This window comes from Leptospira barantonii (assembly GCF_002811925.1).
Lineage (GTDB): Bacteria > Spirochaetota > Leptospiria > Leptospirales > Leptospiraceae > Leptospira > Leptospira barantonii.
The window spans coordinates 203,000-227,339 of the sequence record NZ_NPDS01000005.1 but is presented as its reverse complement, the minus strand read 5'-3'; the positions used below and the strand labels follow the sequence as shown (position 1 = coordinate 227,339).

Sequence of the window (24,340 nt, the reverse complement as noted above, 5' to 3'; positions counted from 1 at the left end):
CGACCTGAGATTTTAAGCTTAAGAAGGCAGAGAATGAGTCGAATTCCCGATAAATCCAGAGTAAGAAGACAAGCCCAGGATGACAAACCAAAAGATGAATGTGCGATTTTTGGTATATTTAATTCTCCGGAAGCATCCAATTTCACATATTTAGGTCTTTACTCGATGCAACATCGGGGCCAGGAATCGAGCGGAATCGTTTCCTCCGACGGGGAGCACCTCTACCGCTACGCCGGAATGGGTTTGGTCGCCAATATCTTTACCGAAACCAAGCTCAAAGAACTTCAGGGCAATTCCGCGATCGGCCACAATCGTTATTCTACCACCGGAGCGAGCTTTTTAAGAAACGCCCAACCGCTTCGGGTCGAGTCCCATCTCGGGGCCGTTTCCCTGGCCCACAACGGAAATTTGGTCAATTCCTGGGAGCTCAGAAGCCAACTCGAAAAAGAAGGAAGTATCTTCCAAACTACGATCGATTCCGAAGTAATCGTTCACTTGATGGCTCGTTCGGGAGAATCCGATTTCCTCTCGGCGCTTTCTTCTGCGCTCAAAAAAGTGAGGGGCGCTTACTCGCTCGTCATTCTTACTAAATCCCAGCTGATCGCGGTGCGCGATCCGAACGGATTCCGTCCTTTGGTGATGGGCCGCCGTGAAGACGGTGCGATCGTATTCGCTTCCGAGACTTGTGCATTCGATATTACGGATACGAAATATGAAAGAGACGTGGAGCCGGGCGAGATGATCGTCGTGGATAAGAACGGAGTGAATTCTTATTACCCGTTCCCGAAAGCGACTCCTAGTCTTTGTATTTTCGAATATATTTATTTTGCAAGACCCGATTCCAATATCTTCGGCGAATCCGTTTACAAGGTTCGTAAGAACTTGGGAAGATTCTTAGCCAGAGAATTGCCGGTAGAAGCCGACGTTGTGATTCCCGTTCCCGACTCCGCGAGTATCGCGGCCTTGGGTTATGCGGAAGAATCCGGAATTTCTTATCAATCCGGTTTGATCCGTTCGCATTACATCGGAAGAACCTTTATCGAACCCGACCAAAAGATTCGAGACTTCGGAGCCAAGATCAAATACAACGTGGTTCGAAACGTCGTCGAAGGAAAACGAGTGATCGTGGTCGACGATTCCATCATGAGAGGGACTACGAGCCGAAAGATCATTAAGATGATTCGAAACGCAGGCGCTAAAGAAATCCATCTCAGAGTTTCCGCTCCTCCTACCATTTCTCCTTGCTACTACGGAATCGACATTCCGACTCACAACGAACTGATCGCCGCAACACATACCATCGAAGAGATTCGCAAATATCTAAGAGTGGATAGCATCGCGTATCTCTCCGTGGAATCTATGAACCGTGCGGTTCTGGATCACAAAGGCGGCGGATTCTGCAACGCTTGTTTTACGGCTCAATATCCCGTCGAGTTTCAGAGTGAAATCGGAAATCAGAAAAGTTTATTCAAAGAATATCAGGTGGAAGAAAGAGCCGTTTATTGATAAACGGCTTAACTGATTCGGTCGAGATTTTTACCGAACTTCGGAAGACGAAACGAAGTAGTTCCTACAAATTCTGTTTCTTGGGTGCGTTTACAAATTTCCGGATGATTTCTCTTCATCCGGTTTTTGTATGAGTTCCTACATTTTTAAATCTTATCGCCGGTCGGATGCACCTTGTCGATTTTGATTTTCATGTTGTGAAACGGTCTTTCGATAATCAAATAAAGAATCCAACAAACCAAAAAGATTTTTAGGCAAACGATCACGTAGATCGAAAAGAAACCAGTCCAAGAAAGACTGTCCAATCCCATTTCCTTTCTAACGAATCGAATCGCCAAAACTCCGTGCCAAAGATAAATCGTATAACTCAATCTTGAAATCGGTCTGAACACGATCGATGCGAAAAATTTATAAACCGGACTCGATGGAATCATCGCCGAGAATGTAAGAAGAATAAAAACCACGTGGTACACGTTGTAACTCAGAGTATGAGACAAGAGTTCGTTCTTACGGATTTGAACTCCGATAAAAAACAAAACTACAGAACCTATAAAAAGAAGAAACGCGTGTAACCCGTTCCACTTATCGAAGTATCTTTGATTGAAGATTTCGAATGCGATGATTCCCACGAAAAGCGCGTCGAAACGAGTATGTGTCGCGTAATAAATTCCGCCGATCGGTCCGTTGTAGAAATGGTAGATCCGAAAGAATATAGGGACAATGTAGATCGCCAATAACACCAAAATTCTTTTTTGAAACGGAAGTTTAAAAAGCAGAAACGAACAAAGAAACGGGAGAACGATATAAAAATGTTGTTCGAGGGAAAGGGACCAACCGAATTCGAACATACGATTCGGGTTGTAATTGGAAAAAAGAAAAATATCGGACCAAGGATTCGCGATCGCTTCGGCCGCGCGATTTAACACGAACAATTCCACTTCGTTCGGATTCGTTTTCACTTTCATTTCGTTGTAGATCACAAGCGAGAATAAAAACGTGATGATCAAGACCGTGTAATAAGCGGGATAAATTCTTAAAATTCTTTTGAGATAAAATTCACGGATGTTGATCGTGGAATACTTTTCATAAACGCGAAATAAACCCGCGTAGATCAGGAGCCCGCTCAAAAGAAAAAATAAATCCATAAAGTGACGCATACTCAGGATCGACTCCAGAGTCGTTTTGGTAACGAGTCCGTTTTCCAAAAAACGATGCGTGTTGTTCTCCCATAAATGGAAGAAGAGAACGATTAAGATCGAAAAGGCTCTTAGTCCGTTTAATGATTCGATCTCTTTGGGATCTTTTTTAAATACGCCGAAAAAATAATCTAGAATCTTAGTCTTCATTTGTGTTTTTGTGATTCGGATCGAACGTCCGTTAATTCTTTTTAAAGCTCCACCTTGATGACTGTTATGAGTATCACTGTCAACTTGGAAACTTCTTTGAAATTCTCCGTCGATTCGGTATAATACGTTAAACACGGAGTTTGGACGCCAACTTTCCTAACGTTTTGATTTTTTCCTCGACCTTGGAAGTCAATCGAACCCCACCGCTGAGTCTTAGGAAATTTCTAAAATTTCCAGTTCCCGAAAAAATCGGGCCGGGTGCGATCGATACGTTGTGTTTCCACGCTTCGTTTTGCAAAAGAAGACTGTCGATCTTATCCGGAAGTTCTATCCAAAACACAAGACCACCTTGCGGATTCGAGATGTAAGTCGATTCCGGAAAATGTTTCAGAACGGATTCTCGGATCTTTGCAAGATTGGAAGAAAGATTTCTTCTCAAGGTTTTTAAATTTCTTTCGTAAGAAGTCTTTAAGTATTCGCTCAACGCGATTTGAGGAATGCTAGGAAGCGCAAGTCTTGAAAGTTTGATTTCTTTTTGAAGTTCGGGACCTTTTTTTCCGGGAACGATCCAACCGATTCTCAGATCGGGTGAAATGATCTTAGAATAAGAAGAAATCTTATATACGTTTTCCTTTTTATCAAAGGACTTCAACGAAAGAGGTCTCGAAGCCGTGAAGTATAGATCGCCGTAAATATCGTCTTCGATGATCGGAATATTTTTACCCGCACAAAGATCGACTAAGATCTTTTTGTTTTCGTTGGAAAGAAGACTGCCCGTCGGGTTTTGAAAGTTCGGATTGATGATCACACATTGGATCGGATAACGATTGAGAGCTTCCTCGAAATGGGAAAGACTCATTCCATGAATCGGATTGACCGGAATTTCGATCAGCTTTCTTCCGAGTCTTTGAACGCTTTGTAAAATTCCGAAGTAAACGGGAGATTCAACCGCGATCAAGTCGCCGGGTTTTGTAAGAACCTGAATGCAAAGATTGAGCGCATCCTGACATCCGTTGGTCACGATGATTTCGGATTCGTGAGTGGCAACTCCCTGCAACGAGGAACGAAGGGACAATTGTTTTCTCAAGCCGGGATATCCCTGAGAATTTTGATAGTTATGACTGTCCGCCATAAGAATCGCTTTCTTCAAATTTTTATGAAGCGATGGAATCGGAAGATATTCCTTTTCGGGGATTCCGGTTCCTAAGGGAAGAATATCAGGATTTTGTAATGAATCAATGAGCGAAGAAATCCGTTCGTCGATTCCGAACGATGAAACGAGTTTCGGTTTTTTGGGCATGGTAGGAATTTTAGAAGTTCCCTTTCTTGCGAGAACGACATAACCCGATTTCGGTTTCGATTCTATATAACCTTCGTTTTCCAAAAGTTCGTAAGCCTGCAATACGGTAGAAATGCTCACCTTCTTTTCCAAAGAAATCTTTCTTAAGGAAGGAAGTTTGTCCCCCGCGCGTAGAACGCCAGATTCCAACATAACTTTTAAGGTCCCGGCGATCGTTTCGTATTTAGAATTCTGATCTGTACTGGTTAAAATGTTCATTTCTGTATCTGTTATGATCGAAGTAAATTTGTTATAACATGAGTAACGTAGTAAGGAAATCATTTTTTTATGAAACTGAGAATTCTCCAAATCGACGCTTTTGCGGAAAAAGTCTTTCAGGGAAATCCCGCCGCCGTATGTCCCTTACAGGAATGGATTTCGGACGACCTCATGCAAAAGATCGCCTTGGAAAATAATCTGAGCGAAACCGTATTTTTTGTTCGAGAAGGGGATTCGTATCGAATTCGTTGGTTTACTCCTTTGCGCGAGGTCGATCTTTGCGGTCACGCGACTTTGGCGACCGCTTATCATTTGTTTTTTCAAGATGGTCTGGCCGGCGATCGAATTCGTTTTCAATCCGCTTCGGGAGAATTAAACGTATTCAAAAATGAGAATATTCTTTATTTGGACTTCCCATCCCGAAAACCGAACAAGACCGAAATCCCGAAATCGATCCTGAATTCTTTTTCGATTGCTCCGGCGGAAGTTTTCAAATCCAGGGATTACATGCTTGTTTACGAAAACGAAACCCAACTCAGAAACGTAACTTGTTCAGTCGAAGGTTTGCGGGATATGGATGCGTTAGGCGTCATTCTTACCTGTCCGGGTAACGGAGAATTCGATTTTTTATCCCGATTCTTTTCCGCGAGCATAGGTTTGGCGGAAGATCCGGTAACGGGTTCTTCTCACTGTACGTTGATTCCTTTTTGGTCCGAGCGTTTAGGTAAAAAAAATCTGAAAGCGTTTCAAGCATCGAGCCGAGGAGGGAAACTTTTCTGCGAAGATTTGGGAGATAGAGTTCGAATCGGAGGAGTTTGTGTTCCCTATTTGGAAGGATGGATCGAAGTATGAACGAGAATCGATTTTTGTTTTCGGATCGGATCTTAAAGTCGAACCGTTCCTTTATCCGTGAAATTTTAAAAGTGACTTCTCATCCCGAAATCATTTCGTTTGCGGGGGGTCATCCCGATCCGGACTTATTTCCGGTTCAAGAACTTGCGGCTTCCACGGAATCAGCGTTTCAAAAATACGGATCGAAACTTCTTCAATACGGAATTTCGGAGGGGTTCACTCCGCTTCGGGAAAAAATTTTCGAGAGATATTATAAAAACATAAACTACTCTTTGGGACCGGAAAATATTTTGATTACCACCGGTTCTCAACAGGCCTTGGATTTGATCGGAAAAGTTTTTATCAATCCGGGAGATTCGATTCTCATTGAAAGACCGGGATACTTGGGCGCGATCCAAGCGTTCTCCTTATACGAACCGAACTTGGTCGGAATTCCGATGGAAAGCGACGGATTGGATCCGGAATTCTTGAAAACGGTTTTCCGCGACGTCGATCCTAAATTCTTATATTCGAATCCTACGTTTCAGAATCCGACCGGAAAGACGTTGCCCCTCGACAAAAGAAAACGAATCTCCGAAATTTTGAAAAAGGAGAATTGTATTTTCATAGAGGACAATCCTTACGGAGAGATTCGTTTTGATGAGGAGATTCTTCAGAGCGTTCAATCCTTTTATCCCGAAGGAACGGTCAGCTTGGGAACTTTTTCCAAAACCTTAACTCCGGGTTTCAGAGTCGGTTGGATCTGCGCTCCAAAAGAAATTATGGATCGACTTTTGATCGCAAAACAGGCGAGCGATCTTCATTCCAATCTGCTTTCCCAGATCGTTTTGGACGAGTATTTGAATCGATACGATTTGAATTTACAGATCGAAAAAACCCGTTCTTCGTATCGAATCAAGAAGGAATGTATGGAAGAATTCTTAAATCGAACTATGATCGACTTTGCGGATTGGGTTTCTCCGAAAGGAGGAATGTTTTTCTGGCTCAAGTTAAAAGACGGAGTTCGATCCATGGAATTGTTCGACGTCGCGATCGCAAACAATGTGGCTTTCGTTCCGGGCATTCCATTTTATGCGGACAAACCCGAGCCCGATACGATGCGAATCAATTTTTCCCATTCTTCTTTGGACGCGATCGAAATGGGAATTGATCGTATCGCGGAATCGGTTCGTAAAATTTCCAAAATTCACGTTTAGGAGAATCGTATGTTATCACCGGAATACTGCGGATTTCTCGGAGGAAAGAATTCTTTCCTTTAAGACTAAGAACGGTTTTTCTACGATCAGATACAAAATCCAAGAGAATAAAAAACAATAAACGATCGCGGTAAAAATTGCTAATACGAAATGGCCTGCGTGCGGTTGGGAAACGCCGGAAAAAACCTTGGAGACCGCGACGCCTGCGATTAGAATATTCCAAAGATACATCGTATAACTGAGTCTTGCGATCGGTCTGAAGATCGCCGAACTTAAAACTCGCGCGATTCTTCCTTGTTCGTTTAAAGATAAATAGATCAAGATCGCGTACCCTATGTTGAAAAAATTATAACCGAGCGTTTTTCGAAACCAGTGTTCGAGAGGGAAAACGTGTCCGATCGTTAAGGCGGCGATTCCTAAAAACAAAAGAAAAGAATCGCGTCGCGACGATAAAACTTTGATTTCCGCCAGGATCATTCCGATCACAAGGCTGTCCATTCTCGTGTGAGAATAAATCAAAACACTTAAATTCGCATCGTCGATAACATAAAAAATTCTAAATATTAGGGGAACTGTATACAGTACGGAAAGGATCAAAATTCTCCGGTTGGCGTTCAACCGAAACAGAAACCAAGTCGCAAAAAAGGGAAGAATGAGATAAAACTGTTCTTCGATCGACAAGGACCAACCGACCAACGAAAGCCTTTGTTTCGTATAATTGGAAATATAGAGAAAGTCCGCGTAACTACTTCGTAGAACTTCGGAAACCGATTTGAGCTCCGCGAGTTGAAACTCGTTCGGGTTTTCGATCAGGGACAATCGATCGAATTGCCCCTGAAAGTATAAATACAGAATCAAAAGACAAACGTAATAGGCCGGAAAAATTCTTAAGGAGCGGGCCAAAAAGAATTTTCCTTTTTTGAAACGTTCCGGATGGTCGGAGTATTTTAGGATTCCTGAATATATCAAGAATCCGCTGAGCACAAAAAACAGATCCACTCCCGAGTTGAAATTCGAGATCGTGTTCTTAAGAATTTGCGGAAAGTCGGCTACGCCGAAGGGAAGCCAGACGTGGTAAACAATTACAAGAAGAATTGCGATCGCTCGGATTCCGTTTAAGGCTTGGATTTCTTTTTCGTTTTTTAGAAACGGCGAGAATAGATAACTAAAAATCTGACGCGTCATTGTAAACGATTAGATTCAGTTTTTGGAATGTCTTTGTTTGGATAAAAGTTCTTTGATGAGATTCTTTTCGGACCTTCCAAGAATCCCTTTTTCTTCGAAAATTCCCAGAATCTCCATCGTGATTTCCGGTTCGAGTAAGGATAAGTCCGCGAACAGGGATTGATGGTTGAGTTTTCCGGATCTGTATTTTTCTAGAATTACGTGCGACGATTCTATGATCTGTTGTTTTCTCGAAACCAAGTCTTCCATCGTGGAAAGGATTAGAAAAATTTCGGGATCGTCTTCGAACAATTTTAGAATGTGCTGATAGATCCCCGGGCTTCGGATCGGCAATTCATAGATTCCGTCTTTGAGAGAAAGATAAAGTTCCTTTTCTTCCTCGATGTCCAGTCCCGCCAGATGTTTTAAATCGGAAACCGCTTCGGAAGGAAGTACGGTTAAAAATTGGGAAGCGAACTCGGGATCTTTCGCTTCTTGAAGACAATACGCGATAAAACTGCAAATTCGATTCGGACTTAAGGAACTCCAATATTCGTTCGATTTTAAGTCCAGAAAAGAAGCCGTTTTTTTCAATCTTCTTCTTTCGTCTTCGGTTTGTTGAAAGATATTATATTCGTGAATTATGATTTTATAAAGAAGTTTGTTGCTGAACGCCTCGATGACTTCCTTAATTTTCGCGGGTTCGATGATCGCGAGAAAGTATCGAAGGACCTCGAAGTATACTTCTCCCTTGGATATGAATTCCTCCAAGACCAAAGGATGAGCTTGTAAGAATGCGGAAGCGCCCACGTTGATTCCCGCCTTTCCTTCCGCAAAGGCGTTCATCTTTTCGCCGGCGATGCAGGATTCTCTGATTTCCCGACTCCATTCGTTCGGGATCAAATTCTGTCTGCAGTTGGTAGGGCACGGTTCTCCGAAGGAAATTCCGATTCTACAATGGGTCTTAATTTCTTTTTCCAGGAAAATTTCCACGCAACCTAATTAGGGAACTAAATCTCCGCAATCTCTCATTTCGGGCGCGTAAGGATTTTGAATTTTGGTTCCGTGGCTTACCCAGCTCTTGTTTACCATCGGGCAAAAGAATTTGTTAAAAACCCCGTTTCCACCGGCCAGTTTGAGACCGTCCGCGAGGTTGTCCGAAAAGGAAGAATAGGCTAGGAAGAATTTTTCGACGTCCTTCGTTTCCTTGTCTTTTAAAGAATTCTCCATTTTTTCGGCGGATTCCTTCAAACCACCGTTGAGGGAAGAAAGTTCCTGAACACGAGCGACTAACTTGCTTATGTCGGGAATTTTATTCTCTTCCTTCATTAAGAAACCGTGGATGGATTCGTTTTCCACGAGAACCCGTTGTAGGGCGTCCTTTTCGGTTTCGGTGATTTGAGGCTGAGCTTTTTTACAAACGGATAAAAAGACGAGAATACTGATTGATAAGAATAAAATTCTCTGCATTATAACCAATCTCCAAGATCGTTAACAAAGTTTAAGTCTACAATTCTCGAAAAAACCTTGGTGTAAAGTACGGAATCGTTTAAAATCCAAAAAATGCTCATATTTGTTTTTAGATCACCAAGTTCTCAAAGGAAGCAATTCGATTTAAAACCGCTCAGAATGACAACTTATCATACGCCTTTCAGGTTAAGAACGATTGTTAGACCGTTCGCAGGTTCCTTAAGTTGTTTTTCGAATGATTCTTCCCATGGAAACGGGTTGCAGAATCGACCGGGCATCCGATTCTACTGAAAATGAAAATCGAGGTTTCTCATTGATGTCGAACTTTTATACCAAACATGTTTTCGTCTGCGAAAACGTAAGAGCCGAAGGGGAAAGGGTTTCTTGCGGGCGTTCGGGTTCGATTCAACTTCTTGCCTCCCTCAAAAAAAAGATGAAGGATCTCCCGATCGCGGGAAAAATCAGAATTCAAAGAGCGGGTTGTCTGGATCGATGCGAACTCGGTCCCGTTCAAGTCTGTTATCCGGAGGGACGATGGTTCTCCCTAAGAACGGAAGAGGACGTGGATATATTCTTAAAATATTATATACAATCGGAACAAATTGAAAAGATCGAACATTTAATCATTAAGGAAAACCAATGAATCTCCCAAAAACATACAAAGCGTTAGAACTCAGAGAATACAGCGAGAATAAAAATCGAGCGACCATTGTGGAAAAAACGATTCGTCCTTTGAAAAAAGGAGAAGTGTTGATTCGGATGCATTCCGCTTCCATCAATCCTTCGGATCTTATGTTTTTGAGAGGGCTCTACGGAATCAAAAAGAAACTTCCTGTTGTTCCGGGTTTTGAAGGAAGTGGAACCGTTGTGGCTTCCGGTGGAGGACTTTACGGTTCTTATTTAAAAGGGAAGAATGTAGCCTGTACCGCACCCGGAAGAGGGGACGGTGTTTACGCGGAATATATGATTACCGATGCGTTCAGTTGTCTTGCGATCGGAAACGATCTTTCCTTGGAACAAGGAGCTTGTCTTTATGTAAACCCGATCACCGCGATCGCGATGGTCGAACAAGCGCAGAAAATCGGAGCAAAGGCTTTGGTTCAAACCGCGGCCGCGAGTGCACTTGGAAAGATGGTGGTGGGAATCGCCGCCCGCAAAGGAATGAAAGTGATCAACGTGGTTCGTAAGCCCGAACAGGAAGAAGCGTTGAAAGCCGTAGGCGCGGAACATATTCTAAATTCCGAAACTTCCAATTTCGATAGACAGTTGAGAGTTCTTTCAAACGAACTCAAGGCCACGGTCTGTTTGGACGCGGTCGCCGGAGAATTAACCGCAAGAGTTTTAGGAGCGATGCCTTACGGAAGTAGAGTCATCGTTTACGGCGCCCTTTCGGAAAAAGAGATTCCATTACATGCAGGACTTATGATATTCCAAGATAAGAAGGTGGAAGGTTTTTGGCTGTCGACTTGGGCTCCTCAACAAAGTTTTTATAAAATATGGAAACTTTCCAGAGAACTCAGATCTCTTGCAAAGAAGGAATTGAAGACCGACATCGCGGCGCGTTTTCCGCTTGAGAAGGCGGCAGAAGCGATCGACAACTACGCGGTGAATATGACCAAAGGAAAAGTTTTGATTCAAACTCCGTATGCCGAAGGTAAATAAGATTTTGAACGGGATCGTTTTCCGGTTTTCGCGAGTTTCGATCGGATGGATTCTTTTTTTAGGAATTTCGATTCTTTTACATTCTTGTTCGGCTTTGAAAGACAATTACAAGGCTCTTCAAAAATGTAAGTTTCAGGTTTTGTCTCTGGAAACACAAAAGGCGGAATTGATTTCTTTTCCGCCCGTTCCTAAGATTCTTTTTTTAGCGAAGGTTGAAATCGAAAATCCGAACGAAATCGATGTGACCCTTCATAAGTTCGATCTTTCATTTTTTGTACCGGATCAAACCGAAAAAGAATCGGAGCTGGCCCGCGTTGTATCCAACGAGAAGATCGTTCTGCCCGCTCTTCAGAAAAAGATAGTGGACCTTCAGGTGGAAACACTTTTCGAAAAGAAGATGGATCGAAATCTTCTTCAGATCGCGTTGGGAATTTTACAAGCCGGGCTTGCCGGAAAGGAACTCAACTTTTCGGTTCGAGGAAGTTTCGAATACGAGACGATCTTCGGTCCGGTTCAGATTCCGGTGAACGAAAAAATTCCTTTGAAAACGGGAAAGAAGAACGGCCTTGGACTTTGAAAAATTCTTTGGGATTTGATTCCAATCTCTCTTTGATAAGAATGGTAAATATGAAGAATTTCAGGTTCGATCTCAACCTGTTTCCGAAACTCGCTTTGTTCGGATTGATTTTTTGCTTAGGCTGTTATCAGAAAAATACGGACGCCGATTTTTATACGTTCGAAGAAGCAAATACGAAATTGATTTTCGCATACGAATCCAAGGATGTGACTTGCAATACGAGCAGAAGAGTTACGGCCTTTGTTCCGGGACGTTCCCGCAAAAAGGATATCGATCTTTGTGTGAACGCGGTTCTCGCGGTGAGTTGCCAGTCCTGGGCTTCGACCTCTGCGGATTCAACACCGGCCACTTGTAAGGCGATCGAGTTCCGATATTGAGAAACTAAAATGAAACCCGCCGAATGGTTTTTTATCATCAGTTTATTCTTCGCGGGTTTGATTTATCTGTTTCTTCTTCTTGTAAGAAAAAAAGAAAAAACCGAAAACAACTCCGTAGTTAAGTATTCTCTTCCGAAGGACGATCCGAACGCTTCGATCAATCGCGGAGCGGATTCAAGGGAGAATAAAAATCAAAAGACGAATATCTTAGAAGTCTTCGATTACAACGGAATCAAGATCATGCATGAAAACGGAATTTATACCGTAAACACCGGCGGCGAAATCGAAGTCTACGGTTCTTGGCAAACCCTTCCTTCCCGCTATCAAAGAATGGTCAAAGAAATGGACCATCGAGCGACCGGAGAAAAAAAAGCCGGCAAGTATTATATGGAAATTTTAAACGGGGTTTACTACGTGATTTTTCCCGATGGAAAAAAACATAAGTACAAACACTTCGAAGAAATTCCCGAAAAGATTCGTAAGAATCTCGGTTATTGATTTCTCGTATAACTCGTATCGCGCAGACCGAAGATCGTTCCCGCGAGTAAAATCACAAAACCGGAACCGTTCGCCATCTGACGATAATGAAAAATTCGAAGCCATTTTGTGCGGGTCTCCGACCAATCGGCCGGGTAGCTCGTTGCAGTCCATGTGTTGATCAGTTCGTTGAGGGGAACGTTCCCTTTTAAAGTCAATAGAGTATCTACTATCAATGCAAGAAACGAAAGCGCGGCCGCAATAAAGAACGGACTGCGATAGTTGCGAGCCGTGAAAATCACGAGCAAGAGATTGCTTACAAGTGCACCGATCATAGCAAACTTGAAATTCGCTTTGAAACTTGTATCGAGCAGTTGACGTAGTTCGATATAAGAGGGGGCGTCCATCGCCATTTGCACATTCTCAAGTGCGATTACATACATGTAAGATTGACTAACGATCCAGCTGTAAGTGAACAACGCGGAGAAGAGGATGATTTTTGTGGGTAACGTATTGCTCGTCATAAAGAATGGAAATATTTTATTGCGGAACAAATGCCAACCGTATTTTATCGAGATGGAAATTTTTACTGAATTCGGATCGCTCTTGGAAACGTAGGGCAAGCGGAAACACATTGACCGCAACCGGTGCAACTTTTAGCAAAAGAGGGTTTGTTTCCTTTGAAACTTACGACCCCTTCCACGGGACAACTGTCCTTGCAATTCGAGCAGGTGGATTCTCCCGTTTTGTGATTGATACAAAATTCGAAGATTCCTTTTGCTTGTCCGAATTTAGGCGCTTTTGTTAAAGGAAGAAGGGCCTCGTCCTTACACGCGTTGATACAAGGCCAATCCTTACAAAGCATACACGCGTTGAGATTTACGTCCATTCTCGGGATATGTTTTTCCGAGGTTTCGTCGAAGACCGGAAACAAAACGCTGTAGGGGCAGGCATAAATACAATCCCCACAACCCGTACATTTTTTTAGGAATTGCATTTCATCCAATGCACCGGGCGGGGATTGAACGTTCCGAATCTTTCGTTTTCGATTCGGTTTGATTTGTTGGGGAAGAATGAATCCGGTTTCTTTCGAGGTTTTTTTTGCCTTCGTTTTTTTGGAAGCGGGCCCGGTTTGTGTTTGTTGATTTTTCTCCGGTGTCGATGAGGAAGAATCTTCGGAAACGATTTCCTTAAAACCGGAAGCGAGATCGGCCGCGCTTTCTTGAGCGAGGTCGAACATTCTCGCGAGACCTTTCTTAAAAAAATCCTTTCGGTTCAATCTTCCCTGACTCTTTCGATTCTTGCGCCTAACGCGCGCAGACGAGTGTCGATGTTTTCAAAACCCCGATCGATCTGACCGATGTTGTGAATATAACTCGTTCCTTCCGCACAAAGAGCCGCGATGATCATCGCCATTCCTGCGCGGATATCCGGGCTTGCGACCTTTTGTCCGTACAATCTGGAATGACCGATCACGATGGCTCTGTGCGGATCACAAAGAATGATTTGAGCTCCCATAGCGATGATATTATCCACGAAGAAGAGTCTTGACTCAAACATTTTCTCGTGAATCAAAACGGTTCCCTTACACTGAGTCGCGGTAACAAGCGCGACCGAGGTCATGTCCGCCGGAAAACCGGGCCAGGGAGAATCGTCTATCTTCGGTGTTGCTCCGTGATAATCGGGAATGATTTCCATCTTCTGATCGGAAGGAACTAAGATCCCGTTTTCGTGAGGACGCACTTCGATTCCAAGGCGAGAATAAACCATTCGAATCATACGAATGTCTTCGAGTTCCACGTCGCGGATCATAAGTTCTCCGCCGGTCACGGCGGCCAAGCTGATAAACGAACCGACTTCCAAATAATCCGATCCGATTCTGTGTTCTTTCTCGGGAGGTTTTAAAGAAGAAACTCCTTCGATGGTAAGAATGTTCGAACCGATTCCGGAGATTTTTGCACCCGAAGAATTTAGAAAATTACAAAGTCTTTGTACGTGAGGTTCGCTTGCGGCGTGACGAAGAATCGTGGTGCCTTCGGCGAAGACGGCGGCCATCACCGCATTCTCCGTTCCGGTAACGGAGGCTTCGTCCATCAAAATGTCGGTGCCTCGAAGACGATCGGCTTTGATTTCGTATCCGTCCGGAAAAACCTCGATGCTTGCGCCTAACGCCTGTAAGGCGAGAAGATGCGTATCCAATCTTCTTCTTCCTATTTTATCTCCGCCCGGTTTGGGTAAGAATACTCTTCCGGTCATCGCGAGAATCGGACCCGCTAAAGTTACGGCTCCGCGAATGTGAGAACAGAGTTCCTCGGGTAATTGATTTTTTAAATTGCCGTCGTGTTTAAACGTATAAGTTCCGGGTTCTTCTTCCGTAATCTCCATACCCAAATGACGCAGAACTTCCATCAGCATCAGCACGTCGGAGATGACCGGAATGTTGCTGATACGAACGGTTCCCGGAACCATACAAACGGCGCCGAGTAACGGAAGTGCCTCATTTTTATTTCCCTGTGGAACCACGGTTCCATGAAGAGGGGTCTTTCCAATGATCTTAAAATACGAAGAACTCATAGTGATAAGCTGTAGGATCCGGTCTTTCTGGCAATCGAATTGTAACCGGAACAACCGTTCCCGCTGAATTCTGTTGACTTCCCGTTCCGATTAGGAGATGAACGTTTTATCCATGGACAATTTACATCATCGTTTTCAAGAGTTCCAGAAAACAATCTGGTTCGATATCTTTTGTTATTTTTGGACGGGCCTTTTTTCCTTCTTAGCGTTTGCACCCGTTTCACTCAGTCATTTTGTTTGGATCGCACCTTTCGGACTTTTCTGGTTGAGTTTGAAATATCACGGAAAGTATAAAAAACTTTTTTACCAGGGTCTTATCATCGGAGTCGTCTTTTATGCGATTTCGTTTCATTGGATCATTCATATGGCGATTACGTTCGGAAATTTTCCGTATGTGGTTGCGATTCTCATTCTTCTTTTTGCGGGACTTTTATTCAGTTTAAAGTTTCCGATTTTTATGATGAGTTTTTCCTTTTTATCGGGAAAGATCGGACGTCATTCCGTTTGGGTCGCCGGGTTTTGCGGGCTTTTGTCCGAGTTGATCGGTCCTCAGTTGTTTCCTTGGTATTGGGGAAATCTTGCGGCGGGGAATCTGATTCTCGCGCAGAATGTGGAGATCACCGGAGTTTACGGAATCAGCTTTTTAGTTTTTGTGGTTTCTTATACTTTGTTTCAATCCAATCCATGGCATTGGAAAGAAATTATTAATTCAAAGGAAAAGAGAAAACAATATCTTCGTTTTGTTGCGTTGCCCGCGTTATTGCTTTTGAGCTTTGTCGTTTCAGGGGCGATTCTTTATAAAAAATGGGAGAATGTAAAGCCCACCAAGTCTTTGAATGTTTTGATCATTCAACCGGACGCTCCTTTGAGTTTTAGAGACGGAAGAGAAGTCAAAGAATCGATCGAAGCTCTTATGGCCCGTATCGAAAAGTTGACGGACGAGGGTGTTGCGAAAATGGGAAAGAAGCCGGATTTGATCGTTCTTCCCGAAGCGGGTGTTCCGTTCTTTTCCGCGCACAGTACACCGGTTACGACCGTTGCGCGCAGGCTCTACTGGCATCGATTCGATTCTTTGATGTTTCTTTTGGCCAATCGATATAAGGCGAACGTATTCTTCAACGAAATCGACGCAGGCTATAAGGGAGAACCGGGAGCTCGTAATTTAAGATATTATAATAATAACGTATTGTATGATCCGAACGGAGATCGCAGGGACGCGTATCAAAAGAAATTTCTTTTGATGTTCGGAGAATACATGCCTTTCGATTTTCTTTACGAACTCAGTCAACAAACTGGAAGATTCGAACCGGGCCTGACTCATAATTTGATTCGTTATTATTCTCCGGCGGATAAGGAAAAGGCGCCGAAAGGTCTGCATCTGGGTTGGCTTGATACGGAGAATCTGAATCACGAAGCGGTCCGTTCTTATTATGAATCCGCAAAGACGGACGTTCAAGAATCCGGTAAGTTTCTTCCGTTGATTTGTTACGAGGTCATTCTCCCAGAGTTCGTCCGAGAATTTAGAACGGCGGGAAATCCCGAATTTATCGTAAATCTTACGAACGATAAGTGGTATGGAACCACGACCGAAAGCGATCAGCATATGGAGCTCGGCCGATTGAGATCTATCGAATTGAGAAGATGGATGGTGCGTTCCACCAATTCGGGAATTTCCGCAAACATCGATCATTTGGGAAGATTTGTGGGTGGTAAAAAAACTGACCTGATGAAGGCCGAGTCGCTTTCTGAAACGGTAGATGTGATCGATTCTCCACCTACGTTTTATACGCAGTATGGAAATTTGATTCCTTGGTTGATGCTTTTCTTAACCGGACTTTACTATCTCAATGTTTTGATCGGAATTCGGAGAGGGAAAAAATTGAAGACGGCTTAGTTTAAACGTTCTCGAGAATCTTTGAAAAAAATCCAAAGAGCTGATGAAGAGGAGATTGATATACATAGGCCTTGTATTGTTTTTTTTAGGTCTGTGTTTTTTAATTCTTCAGTTCTTTGGGTTCAATCGTTTTATCCGAGGTTTTATCGGCGACGTGGTCGTGGTTATGCTTCTTTATGTTTTTTTCAAATCGATTGCCGATTTTGATCCCGTTAAATTATCGATTTTTATAATCGTGTTTTCGTTTTCCGTGGAAGTGTTTCAATATTTTAAGATGCTCCGGCTTTTTGGGTTTGAAGAAACTCGGAGTACGAAAATCATTTTCGGTTCGGTGTTTGACTGGATGGATTTATTAGCATATCTCATTGGCGTTTTTTTAATTTTTTATTTCGATACATTGGTCATTCACAAGTTTTTAAAAAAGAAACTTGAAGTCGAGGTTTGATTCGAATCGGCGTACGCGTGTGGCCGGTCGTCGGTAGAACGATAGGCCCGAGTTTTTAAAAGGGTAGAACGTCTTCTTTGGAAAGCTTAAGGTTTTACTTTTTTTGATTTCCTGATTTTATTTTTCTAAAAACAATTCTTCCCTTCGCGTTTTGGAACCGTTCCTTGTATGGGAATTCTTCTCTTAAGCTCGGATCAAAATCTTCGTTCCATTCTTCAGGAAAGGAAAACGGAAGTGGTTACTCTTCTGATTCCTGAGTTGACTTTGCTCGGTTATCGCGAAAAGGAGCTGAGGCTTCTTGGGAAAAGAATTCCAATGCTTTTGCGGAGATATGGAAAGTATCTGACTGCGATTCCTCGTTTGGGGAAGAATGCGCGGAAAACGTTGTATCAGGTCAGTCCGGGTCCGAAGAAGATGCGTCGAGTGAATGTTCGGCTGAGTACAGGAAGTTGGGCTTTTTTAGGAATGCTCGCGTTCGTGCACGGGGTGTCTCGCTGTTATCTTTTCAATTATCTTCTTTGGTTGGATGAGGTAGGAGTCGGAGATTATACCGTGAATACGATGAATGAAGGAGGTCCCACATTTCACAAAAATTACAGTTATATCCTCCACCTCGATCTCCTCAATAACAGCATAATTCGCAGATTAGAAACCGAACCAACCGACACATTCCACGTTTTAGATTACAGAGACTGGTTCGATTCCTAAGAACCGCGACCTTACGGATTGATCAGATAATAAGAAAGAATTCCGCTAAAAGTCTCCGTAGAACCGGCGGGCAAATTCTTACCAGGGCATTGAACATTCAAATCCGCTAATGAATAAATCTGATACGGTTTTGCAAAAAACAAACGGATAAAAAATCGAAGCACGGAAGAAATATTCGAAAGAACATTGATGCTTCCCACGGACTGCTTGCGAACAATCTCCGCGGAACAACCGTCTTCAAAATAAAATTTCTCGCGAACGGGAAGATCGTATCCGGAAAACGGTTCCTTCTCGGAATCCAGAACCTCGAACTTAGTGATCTTACCGGAAATAACGGTCTTGCCATCGGGACTCAAAAGAGCGGCAGTTCTAAAGTAACCTCCCGGAAAAGAATCGTTCCCTAAAAAACCGCCGGTATAAAAACGAAATTCTTTTCCGTTGATCGAACGGAACAACTCCCATCTCCGGCTGTACTTATACACCTCATAATTGGTAAGAAGATGTTCGAGTCCGCCCGTTCCCAAAAGTTCCTTCTTCTTGCCGTCTTGAATCAAATAACCCCAAGCCGATTGAAAAGAATACGCCATGTCCGCTTGAACAAAACCGCCGGGATCCTTGACCGTATGTTTCCCTCCCGAAAGAGAAACACCCTGCTTAAAATCCGATTTAAAAGATAAGAATAATTTAATATTCTCCGTATCCTGCTGAATTTCGATTCCTTCTTGGTTGAGGGACATACGATTGTTTTCTATCTTTAAATCGAATTTTCCCTTTTCCGCGGTTAATTCTTTTGCGGAAAATTCCTTGGTGATAAACTGAGTTCCTTCTCCCAAAGTATGAATCACTAAACTGATTCCGCAGTTTTTGGTTCCCGGTCCTAAGTTACTCACCAAAAAAGTCGCGTAGATAAAAGTCTTATCGTCCCTATAAGAATAGTTCCAGGCTTGGAAGTAACCTTCCTGCGTATAAGGTTGAAAAGAATAATCCTTAATCCCCGCACGTTTGAGAACCGTTGTCTCATCGGCGTTTAGAACTCCGTTTCCATTCAGGAAAAAACAAAGTACTAACGATAATAAGAATCGAAAGGTTGGAAGAGACAGAATTCTAAAACGATTTTTTCCCGATCCGGCTTGGTTCAACATTTCAAAGATGCTTCAACCCGGGAAAAAAATGATCAAGCAGAATCTTTCACTTTCAGAGTTTTCGTCTCCTCTTCCCCGGCAAAAACACAATGGTTTTCATAAAGATCCGAAACACAGATCAGTTTAAAAATATCGTGATCCGTTTTTCCCTCTTTTAAGAATCGATCCCTTTCTTTCTGAATTCCGTCCAAATGAATCCAAGATTCGAAACGACCTTCCATCTTTAAGAAAACGAAGAACTCGTATTCTCGGTTTTTTTTGAAAAACACTTCGAAGTCTTTTACTGGATTCTCCCCAAGACGAAGCCTCATCCTTTGACCTTCGTTCAACTTAGAAAACGGAATTCTCGGAATATAGAAGCGGTTTAACGTGGATACGATTCGACAGAATTCTTCCTTCTTTGAAATCAGCTTCATCCATTCCCCTCGATTTAAATCGATTGTGTCTTTCATATTTGATCCCCTGAAAGCGGTTCCCAAGGACCGAGGCGGAGCGTTCAAATTTGAATTTTTTTTTGCCGGATTTCGATTTTACGAATATGTCACGAATTTTCTTAAAAAAAACGGCGATTTGATGTTAAACTGAAGGGATATTCTTTGAGGGATTTTGACTGAGCGCTTTGAAGCGAGTTCCTTTTAATAACTCTTGCTAAAATAGCGAAAATCAAAATAGTATCATTCAGAACTATGGAATCCGATCTACTGGCAATATTTTGGACAGAAAAAATCAAACTGACCCAATATATCATTCAGACCACTAAGAATTTTAGTTCCAATCAACTCGATTTTTCGACCACTCCAAGAGAGTCGGTTCGATCCTTTCTTCAGGCAATGGTCGCGGGGGATTTTTTCCTAAGAGTTTCACTTCCCATTTCCGTAGGAATCAGTTCCATTCTTCCCATCGCAAGACAATCCGAGGAAGAAATCGAAAAAGACCTCGTTCGTTTTCGGGATCAGTTCGGTTCTCCCGCATTGCCGATCGGTCTTAAAGAAATCATCACTCAAAGCGCCGAAGAACTTTTTTTCGAGGATTGTAATCCCGAACTAAGACCGCTTTTTCTTCGCTGGAAAAGAATTCTCGTTCGTCTTGAAAAAACGATCCAAGGTCTGAGTTCGAAGGATTCGTTAAAATATAGATATTTTTCGGTGATCGGAATCGTATCTCTTCCGGTTGCGATCAATTATTTTGAAATGCAGAATCTCGCCTGGTTGAGAAACGGCGTTATGAAAATCACGGAGAATCCGAATTTTCCTTCCCAATAACCCGTTAGGACTTTAGAACAGAATAATATTCTATTATTATATCATCGCAAATTTTTAAAGGAGAATTCAATGGCAAAGATCAAGGTAAAGACCCCGCTTGTAGAACTTGACGGGGATGAGATGACCAGGATCATCTGGAAGGAGATCAAGGATCGATTCATTCACCCTTATCTCGATATCGAACTGGACTATTATGATTTAGGCGTAGAATACCGGGACAAGACCGACGATAAAGTTACGGTCGATTCCGCTCACGCGATTCAAAAATACGGAGTGGGCGTTAAGTGCGCTACGATTACTCCGAACCAAGACAGAGTTACGGAATACAAACTTAAACAAGAATGGAAATCTCCGAACGGAACCATTCGTTCGATTCTTGACGGAACCGTTTTTCGTAAACCGATCATCGTAAATAACATTCCTCCCGCAGTTCGTTCTTGGAAAAAACCGATCACAGTTGGTCGTCACGCTTACGGAGATCTTTATAAAGATACGGAAATCTACATTCCCGAAGCCGGAAAAGTGGAACTCGTTTATACCGGAAAAGACGGAACAGAAAAACAAAGAGCTTTGATCCACGACTTCGACGGAGCCGGTGTGATAATGGGTCAGCACAACTTGGATAAATCCATTCTTAGTTTTGCTCAGGCTTGTTTTAACTACGCGATCTCAGAAAAAATCGATCTTTGGTTCGCGACTAAGGACACCATTTCTAAAAAATATCACGCTCGTTTCCGCGCGATCTTCGACGAACTCGCAAAAGCGAAAGCGGGAGATCTTAAAAAAGCGGGAATCGAATATTCATATTATCTGATAGACGACGCGGTCGCGCAGATCATGAAAAACGAAGGTGGAATGCTCTGGGCCCTGATGAACTACGACGGGGACGTTATGAGCGACATGGTTGCTTCCGGATTCGGTTCCTTAGGTTTGATGACCTCGGTTCTCGTTTCTCCGGACGGAAAATTCGAATACGAAGCCGCTCACGGAACGGTAACTAGACACTACCGTAAATACCAACAAGGTGAAACCACTTCCACAAACTCCGTTGCTTCCATCTTTGCATGGACTGGTGCTTTGATGAAAAGGGGAGAATTGGACGGAACTCCGGACGTTGTCGCTTTCGGTCAAAAACTGGAAAAGGCAGTGATCGATACGATCGAAGGCGGAGAGATGACAAAGGATTTAACTCTTCTTTGCACCGATCCGAACGCAAAAGCTCTGGATACCTTTCAGTTTATGGAAGCGATTCAGAAAAAACTTTAATCGTTCCGATATAAAGAATCCGCGTGTGAACGACCTTTCGGTCGCTCACACGCGGCCCTCAACTCCTAAACAACCCTCATTCAAAAAACCGAAACCGCAATGAAACTAAAGACTTTGATTCAAAATCGGATTCTTTCTTCAACAGCTCGTTGGTGGTTCGTATTCTTTTTTTTATTCTCCGTTGTTTCACTCCATTCTCAAAAAGGTCCTAAAGAACCGACTTTACCAAACGAACCGACCGTCGGCGATTCACGTAATCCAAGAGGAGAAACCGGAGGTAAACAAGGTGGAACAGGAGTCGACGAGAAGGGCGAAAAAAAGGTCAAATTGATCTTATGCGACGGACGCGACGTGGAAGGATTTTGGAAAAATCCGCCGCTTGAATTCAAGTTTCAGCATAAAAAAAGCAATATTACATATTCAAAATCTCTAAAGTTAGAAGAGGTTTCTAAAATCAAAATTACGGGTTGGAAATTGAAGTCGTCGAATAAAAGAAAGGAAGGAACTCCTTATAAAGCCGAGCCTTATCAGATCCAGATGATCTCGTTTTCGGGTGAAACATTTTTTAAGGAACCTTCGCCGACGGGAGAAATCCAGCAAATTCAATTCAACAATCAATTCGGCGATACGACCTTGTTTTTATATTGGAACGATTTGCAGTATGAAAACGGACAATGGTTTTCCGGTTTAAAACCTTTTATGGGAGAATTCAGAACGGATTGTCATCCCGACGTGGTCCGGGAAATTCAATTTCCGGCGGCAAATTAAGCTTTTCGAATATATTCTAAAATCTTTCTTTCGGAATACGGTTTTTGCAGAACGTGCACGTTCTTCTGAACCACGGAAATATTCAAACCCGCATTCTCTTCCAGACCCGTGATGACCGCGATCGGAATTTTATCGAATCTTTCCTGTTTGCGAATCGCTTCCACGAGTTCTTCTCCGGAAAAATGCGGCATGATCCAATCGGTAAGAATGTAAGAGATCGTCTCGGTCGAAGATTGAAGATACTCTAAAGCCTTCTTTCCTTCCGTAAACGCTTGGTAAGAATAGCAGTTTTTTTTCAGAATTTTTCCGAGCAAAAGTAAGTTCAATTCGGAGTCGTCTACGATCAGAATTTTTCCGAACTTTTGCGCTTCACCGGAGTTCGTATTTTCCGCAACGTATGCGAGTTCTATGATTTCTTTGATGACAGTTTTGAACTCGTCGATCCCGGACGGTTTCGGAAAAATTCCGTCAAAACCGTATTCTAAAGATTTGACCCGGTTGGCTTCTATGTCGCCGGATGTGATCAGATATATTTTAGAATTTTTGCATATACTGTTTTTGTTGTCCCGCTGGCTGGTTCGAATGATTTTACAAACGGTAAACCCGTCCGCGTCGGGTAGAATCATTCCGATCGTGATTAAATCGAAATTCTCCTTAAACGCAAGATCGAGTCCTTCCTTTGCGGAACTCGCTTCCACGATTTCGAAATCCTCCGGCGGAAAAAAAGAGGATATGATCCTTCTTACCGTGGCGCCTGAATCCAAAACGAGCACTTTCAAATCGGCGTCTCTCTAAGTTTGATTTGTGAAATTCCGGATTCAAAAAATTGAATATGATTTTTTAACTCGTTCACGATTTGAGGACGGTCGTTTACGATTTCCCCGTCCGGTTTGGTCCAAACGAGTTGTTGGGAAGAATCCGCATCTAAACTGAGATAATAGATCGGAGAAGTTCCCACGACCTTGTTTGCATCCGCCGGTATCAACGTAAAAGAACCGAAGATGGAGAATAAGGCCTTGTATTTTTTTTTCAGATAAATCATTTCATATTCGCGAGGCCATTCTTCCCCGCTTGATTTGAGTTCCAACGGAAACTCTTCGGAAAGAAAAGAAATCAATCCTTCCGTATGTTCGATTCTATTTTGAAACGAACCGGGTCCGTTCATTTTTCCAACCCTTTGGCCTCGTTCCAAAGAGAATCCATTTCTTCCAGGTCGGAATCGTTCGGAGTTTTCCCCCGACCTTGTAAGGTTTCTTCTATGTACTGAAATCGTTTTTTAAATTTTGCGTTCGTTCTCGTGAGAGCCGATTCGGCCGAAATTCCGAGATGTCTTCCTAAGTTCACCAAGCTAAAAAGTAAATCACCGAATTCTTCCTCGATTCTTACTTGGTTGTTCCCGTCCGCTTTTTCACGGCCGAATTCGGTTAAGAATTCTTCCATCTCTTCTCTTACTTTTCCTTGTACGTCTTCTACGTTCTTCCAATCGAATCCGACCTTAGCGGCTTTCTTTTGGTATTTTTCCGCTTTCAGTAAGGAGGAAAAATTCTCGGGAACGTTTGAGAAAATAGACGAGTAAGTCGGTTTCTTCTTTTCCTTATCCTTGATTTTTTCCCAATTTTCCACGACTTCTTGGGAGGAGGAAAGGGTCAATTCTTCCGGTCGGAAGACGTGGGGATGTCGGAAAATCAGCTTATCCGAAATACCTTTGGCTATGTCGCTTAAGTCGAATGCCTTTCTTTCTTCGGCGATTCTTGCGTGAAAGACAACTTGAAAGAGCAGATCACCCAATTCTTCTTTGAGAAGCTCGTCGTCTTTTTTTAAAACCGCTTCGATCACTTCTTGGGATTCTTCGATTAAATAGGGAACCAAGGTTTGATGATCCTGTTCCTTGTCCCAGGGGCATCCGTTTTCTCCTCGGAGGACGGCAGTTACTTCTTGGAGTTTGGAGATTTCTTCGGTAAGTGATTTTGCCTGCATTGTAGTTTCTCCGAAATCGAACGGGGTTTGTTCCAATTTTTTATCGAGGAGCCAGCTCTGCACTCCTTTTCGGCCGGTTTTGAATCGGGATTGGATTGACGGGAGCCGCAAAATTCAAG

27 protein-coding genes are annotated in these 24,340 nt (G+C 42.9%); 14 read left to right on the top strand and 13 right to left on the bottom strand.

Features of this window, described 5'->3' with window-relative positions; genetic code table 11:
• Window positions 1-33 precede the first annotated feature (33 nt).
• Entirely contained in the window at window positions 34-1,506 is a 1,473-nt protein-coding gene (purF, locus tag CH367_RS12885) for an amidophosphoribosyltransferase (protein WP_100762907.1), read from the top strand.
• A 146-nt stretch (window positions 1,507-1,652) separates the two neighbouring features.
• On the opposite strand, the gene CH367_RS12880 is transcribed toward purF, so the two are convergent.
• A complete protein-coding gene (locus CH367_RS12880; RefSeq protein WP_125226128.1) occupies window positions 1,653-2,852 on the bottom strand; it encodes an acyltransferase family protein in 1,200 nt (399 codons plus the stop codon).
• Between the two features lie 127 nt (window positions 2,853-2,979).
• Entirely contained in the window at window positions 2,980-4,410 is a 1,431-nt protein-coding gene (locus CH367_RS12875) for an aminotransferase-like domain-containing protein (protein WP_165783288.1), read from the bottom strand.
• A gap of 69 nt (window positions 4,411-4,479) precedes the next feature.
• On the opposite strand from CH367_RS12875, the gene CH367_RS12870 reads away from it, so the two are divergent.
• Both CH367_RS12870 and CH367_RS12865 read left to right on the top strand, forming a co-directional pair.
• Window positions 4,480-5,262: a PhzF family phenazine biosynthesis protein gene (locus tag CH367_RS12870; RefSeq protein WP_165783287.1), complete on the top strand. Its 783-nt coding sequence runs from the start codon at window positions 4,480-4,482 to the stop codon at window positions 5,260-5,262.
• Window positions 5,259-6,458 (top strand): aminotransferase-like domain-containing protein, encoded by a 1,200-nt coding sequence (locus tag CH367_RS12865; RefSeq protein ID WP_165783286.1) that lies wholly within the window; start codon window positions 5,259-5,261, stop codon window positions 6,456-6,458. The genes CH367_RS12870 and CH367_RS12865 overlap by 4 nt, the downstream gene beginning before the upstream one ends.
• Window positions 6,459-6,473: 15 nt before the next feature.
• Here the strand turns inward: CH367_RS12865 and CH367_RS12860 are convergent, their stop codons facing one another.
• Genes CH367_RS12860 through CH367_RS12850 form a run of 3 tightly spaced genes read right to left on the bottom strand, consistent with a single transcriptional unit; the run spans window position 6,474 to window position 9,092 of the window.
• Complete coding sequence (locus CH367_RS12860; RefSeq protein ID WP_100762903.1) at window positions 6,474-7,643, bottom strand: acyltransferase family protein; 1,170 nt, start codon at window positions 7,641-7,643, stop codon at window positions 6,474-6,476.
• Between the two features lie 15 nt (window positions 7,644-7,658).
• On the bottom strand, window positions 7,659-8,615 hold the full coding sequence (locus CH367_RS12855; protein ID WP_100762902.1) for a hypothetical protein: 957 nt from the start codon (window positions 8,613-8,615) through the stop codon (window positions 7,659-7,661).
• Window positions 8,616-8,624: 9 nt separating this feature from the next.
• Window positions 8,625-9,092: an LIC13259/LIC11441 family protein gene (locus tag CH367_RS12850; protein WP_100762901.1), complete on the bottom strand. Its 468-nt coding sequence runs from the start codon at window positions 9,090-9,092 to the stop codon at window positions 8,625-8,627.
• A gap of 316 nt (window positions 9,093-9,408) precedes the next feature.
• Between CH367_RS12850 and CH367_RS12845 the strand changes: the two genes are divergently transcribed.
• Genes CH367_RS12845 through CH367_RS12825 form a run of 5 tightly spaced genes read left to right on the top strand, consistent with a single transcriptional unit; the run spans window position 9,409 to window position 12,206 of the window.
• A complete protein-coding gene (locus tag CH367_RS12845; RefSeq protein WP_100763028.1) occupies window positions 9,409-9,735 on the top strand; it encodes a (2Fe-2S) ferredoxin domain-containing protein in 327 nt (108 codons plus the stop codon).
• Window positions 9,732-10,754: a zinc-binding dehydrogenase gene (locus tag CH367_RS12840; RefSeq protein ID WP_100762900.1), complete on the top strand. Its 1,023-nt coding sequence runs from the start codon at window positions 9,732-9,734 to the stop codon at window positions 10,752-10,754. Before CH367_RS12845 ends, CH367_RS12840 begins: the two co-directional genes overlap by 4 nt.
• Window positions 10,738-11,331, top strand: a complete 594-nt coding sequence (locus tag CH367_RS12835) for an LEA/WHy family protein (protein ID WP_165783285.1) — start codon at window positions 10,738-10,740, stop codon at window positions 11,329-11,331. Before CH367_RS12840 ends, CH367_RS12835 begins: the two co-directional genes overlap by 17 nt.
• A 50-nt stretch (window positions 11,332-11,381) precedes the next feature.
• Window positions 11,382-11,708, top strand: a complete 327-nt coding sequence (locus tag CH367_RS12830) for an LIC13255 family lipoprotein (RefSeq protein WP_244284568.1) — start codon at window positions 11,382-11,384, stop codon at window positions 11,706-11,708.
• A 9-nt stretch (window positions 11,709-11,717) separates the two neighbouring features.
• Entirely contained in the window at window positions 11,718-12,206 is a 489-nt protein-coding gene (locus CH367_RS12825; protein ID WP_100762899.1) for a hypothetical protein, read from the top strand.
• On the opposite strand, the gene CH367_RS20740 is transcribed toward CH367_RS12825, so the two are convergent.
• From CH367_RS20740 to murA, 3 genes are read right to left on the bottom strand one after another with little or no spacing between them, the layout of a single operon-like run.
• Entirely contained in the window at window positions 12,200-12,739 is a 540-nt protein-coding gene (locus CH367_RS20740) for an anthrone oxygenase family protein (RefSeq protein ID WP_165783284.1), read from the bottom strand. The two genes, CH367_RS12825 and CH367_RS20740, sit on opposite strands and share 7 nt — an antisense overlap.
• Window positions 12,740-12,771: 32 nt before the next feature.
• Window positions 12,772-13,464 carry a 4Fe-4S dicluster domain-containing protein gene (locus CH367_RS12815; RefSeq protein WP_100762897.1) on the bottom strand — a complete coding sequence of 231 codons (693 nt, stop codon included), beginning with the start codon at window positions 13,462-13,464 and terminating at the stop codon, window positions 12,772-12,774.
• Window positions 13,461-14,759 (bottom strand): UDP-N-acetylglucosamine 1-carboxyvinyltransferase, encoded by a 1,299-nt coding sequence (gene murA / locus CH367_RS12810; protein ID WP_100762896.1) that lies wholly within the window; start codon window positions 14,757-14,759, stop codon window positions 13,461-13,463. The genes CH367_RS12815 and murA overlap by 4 nt, the downstream gene beginning before the upstream one ends.
• Window positions 14,760-14,871: 112 nt before the next feature.
• On the opposite strand from murA, the gene CH367_RS12805 reads away from it, so the two are divergent.
• The 3 genes from CH367_RS12805 to CH367_RS12795 all read left to right on the top strand — a co-directional run bounded on the left by CH367_RS12805 (window position 14,872) and on the right by CH367_RS12795 (window position 17,806).
• The gene (locus CH367_RS12805) at window positions 14,872-16,653 is read left to right on the top strand and encodes an apolipoprotein N-acyltransferase (protein ID WP_100763025.1); all 1,782 of its coding nucleotides are present in this window, start codon (window positions 14,872-14,874) and stop codon (window positions 16,651-16,653) included.
• A 43-nt stretch (window positions 16,654-16,696) separates the two neighbouring features.
• Window positions 16,697-17,098, top strand: coding sequence for a ribosomal maturation YjgA family protein (locus CH367_RS12800; protein ID WP_100762895.1), 402 nt, complete (start codon window positions 16,697-16,699; stop codon window positions 17,096-17,098).
• A gap of 168 nt (window positions 17,099-17,266) precedes the next feature.
• Window positions 17,267-17,806: a DUF1564 domain-containing protein gene (locus CH367_RS12795; RefSeq protein ID WP_100762894.1), complete on the top strand. Its 540-nt coding sequence runs from the start codon at window positions 17,267-17,269 to the stop codon at window positions 17,804-17,806.
• Window positions 17,807-17,817: 11 nt separating this feature from the next.
• Here CH367_RS12795 and CH367_RS12790 read toward each other — a convergent pair whose 3' ends face one another.
• On the bottom strand, window positions 17,818-18,948 hold the full coding sequence (locus CH367_RS12790) for a hypothetical protein (RefSeq protein ID WP_100762893.1): 1,131 nt from the start codon (window positions 18,946-18,948) through the stop codon (window positions 17,818-17,820).
• 32 nt (window positions 18,949-18,980) lie between these two features.
• Entirely contained in the window at window positions 18,981-19,400 is a 420-nt protein-coding gene (locus tag CH367_RS12785; protein ID WP_100762892.1) for an LIC_13246 family protein, read from the bottom strand.
• 234 nt (window positions 19,401-19,634) lie between these two features.
• On the opposite strand from CH367_RS12785, the gene CH367_RS12780 reads away from it, so the two are divergent.
• The 3 genes from CH367_RS12780 (at window position 19,635) to CH367_RS12770 (ending at window position 22,244) form a co-directional block, all read left to right on the top strand.
• Window positions 19,635-20,210 (top strand): hypothetical protein, encoded by a 576-nt coding sequence (locus tag CH367_RS12780; protein WP_100762891.1) that lies wholly within the window; start codon window positions 19,635-19,637, stop codon window positions 20,208-20,210.
• A gap of 69 nt (window positions 20,211-20,279) precedes the next feature.
• Window positions 20,280-21,476, top strand: a complete 1,197-nt coding sequence (locus CH367_RS12775) for an NADP-dependent isocitrate dehydrogenase (RefSeq protein ID WP_100762890.1) — start codon at window positions 20,280-20,282, stop codon at window positions 21,474-21,476.
• A gap of 99 nt (window positions 21,477-21,575) precedes the next feature.
• Window positions 21,576-22,244, top strand: a complete 669-nt coding sequence (locus CH367_RS12770; protein ID WP_100762889.1) for a hypothetical protein — start codon at window positions 21,576-21,578, stop codon at window positions 22,242-22,244.
• Here the strand turns inward: CH367_RS12770 and CH367_RS12765 are convergent.
• From CH367_RS12765 to mazG, 3 genes are read right to left on the bottom strand one after another with little or no spacing between them, the layout of a single operon-like run.
• Window positions 22,241-23,023, bottom strand: a complete 783-nt coding sequence (locus CH367_RS12765; protein WP_100762888.1) for a response regulator — start codon at window positions 23,021-23,023, stop codon at window positions 22,241-22,243. The genes CH367_RS12770 and CH367_RS12765 overlap by 4 nt on opposite strands.
• Window positions 23,020-23,409 carry an LIC_13241 domain-containing protein gene (locus CH367_RS12760; protein ID WP_100762887.1) on the bottom strand — a complete coding sequence of 130 codons (390 nt, stop codon included), beginning with the start codon at window positions 23,407-23,409 and terminating at the stop codon, window positions 23,020-23,022. Before CH367_RS12760 ends, CH367_RS12765 begins: the two co-directional genes overlap by 4 nt.
• Window positions 23,406-24,221 carry a nucleoside triphosphate pyrophosphohydrolase gene (mazG, locus tag CH367_RS12755; RefSeq protein WP_100763024.1) on the bottom strand — a complete coding sequence of 272 codons (816 nt, stop codon included), beginning with the start codon at window positions 24,219-24,221 and terminating at the stop codon, window positions 23,406-23,408. The genes CH367_RS12760 and mazG overlap by 4 nt, the downstream gene beginning before the upstream one ends.
• Window positions 24,222-24,340: the final 119 nt, after the last annotated feature.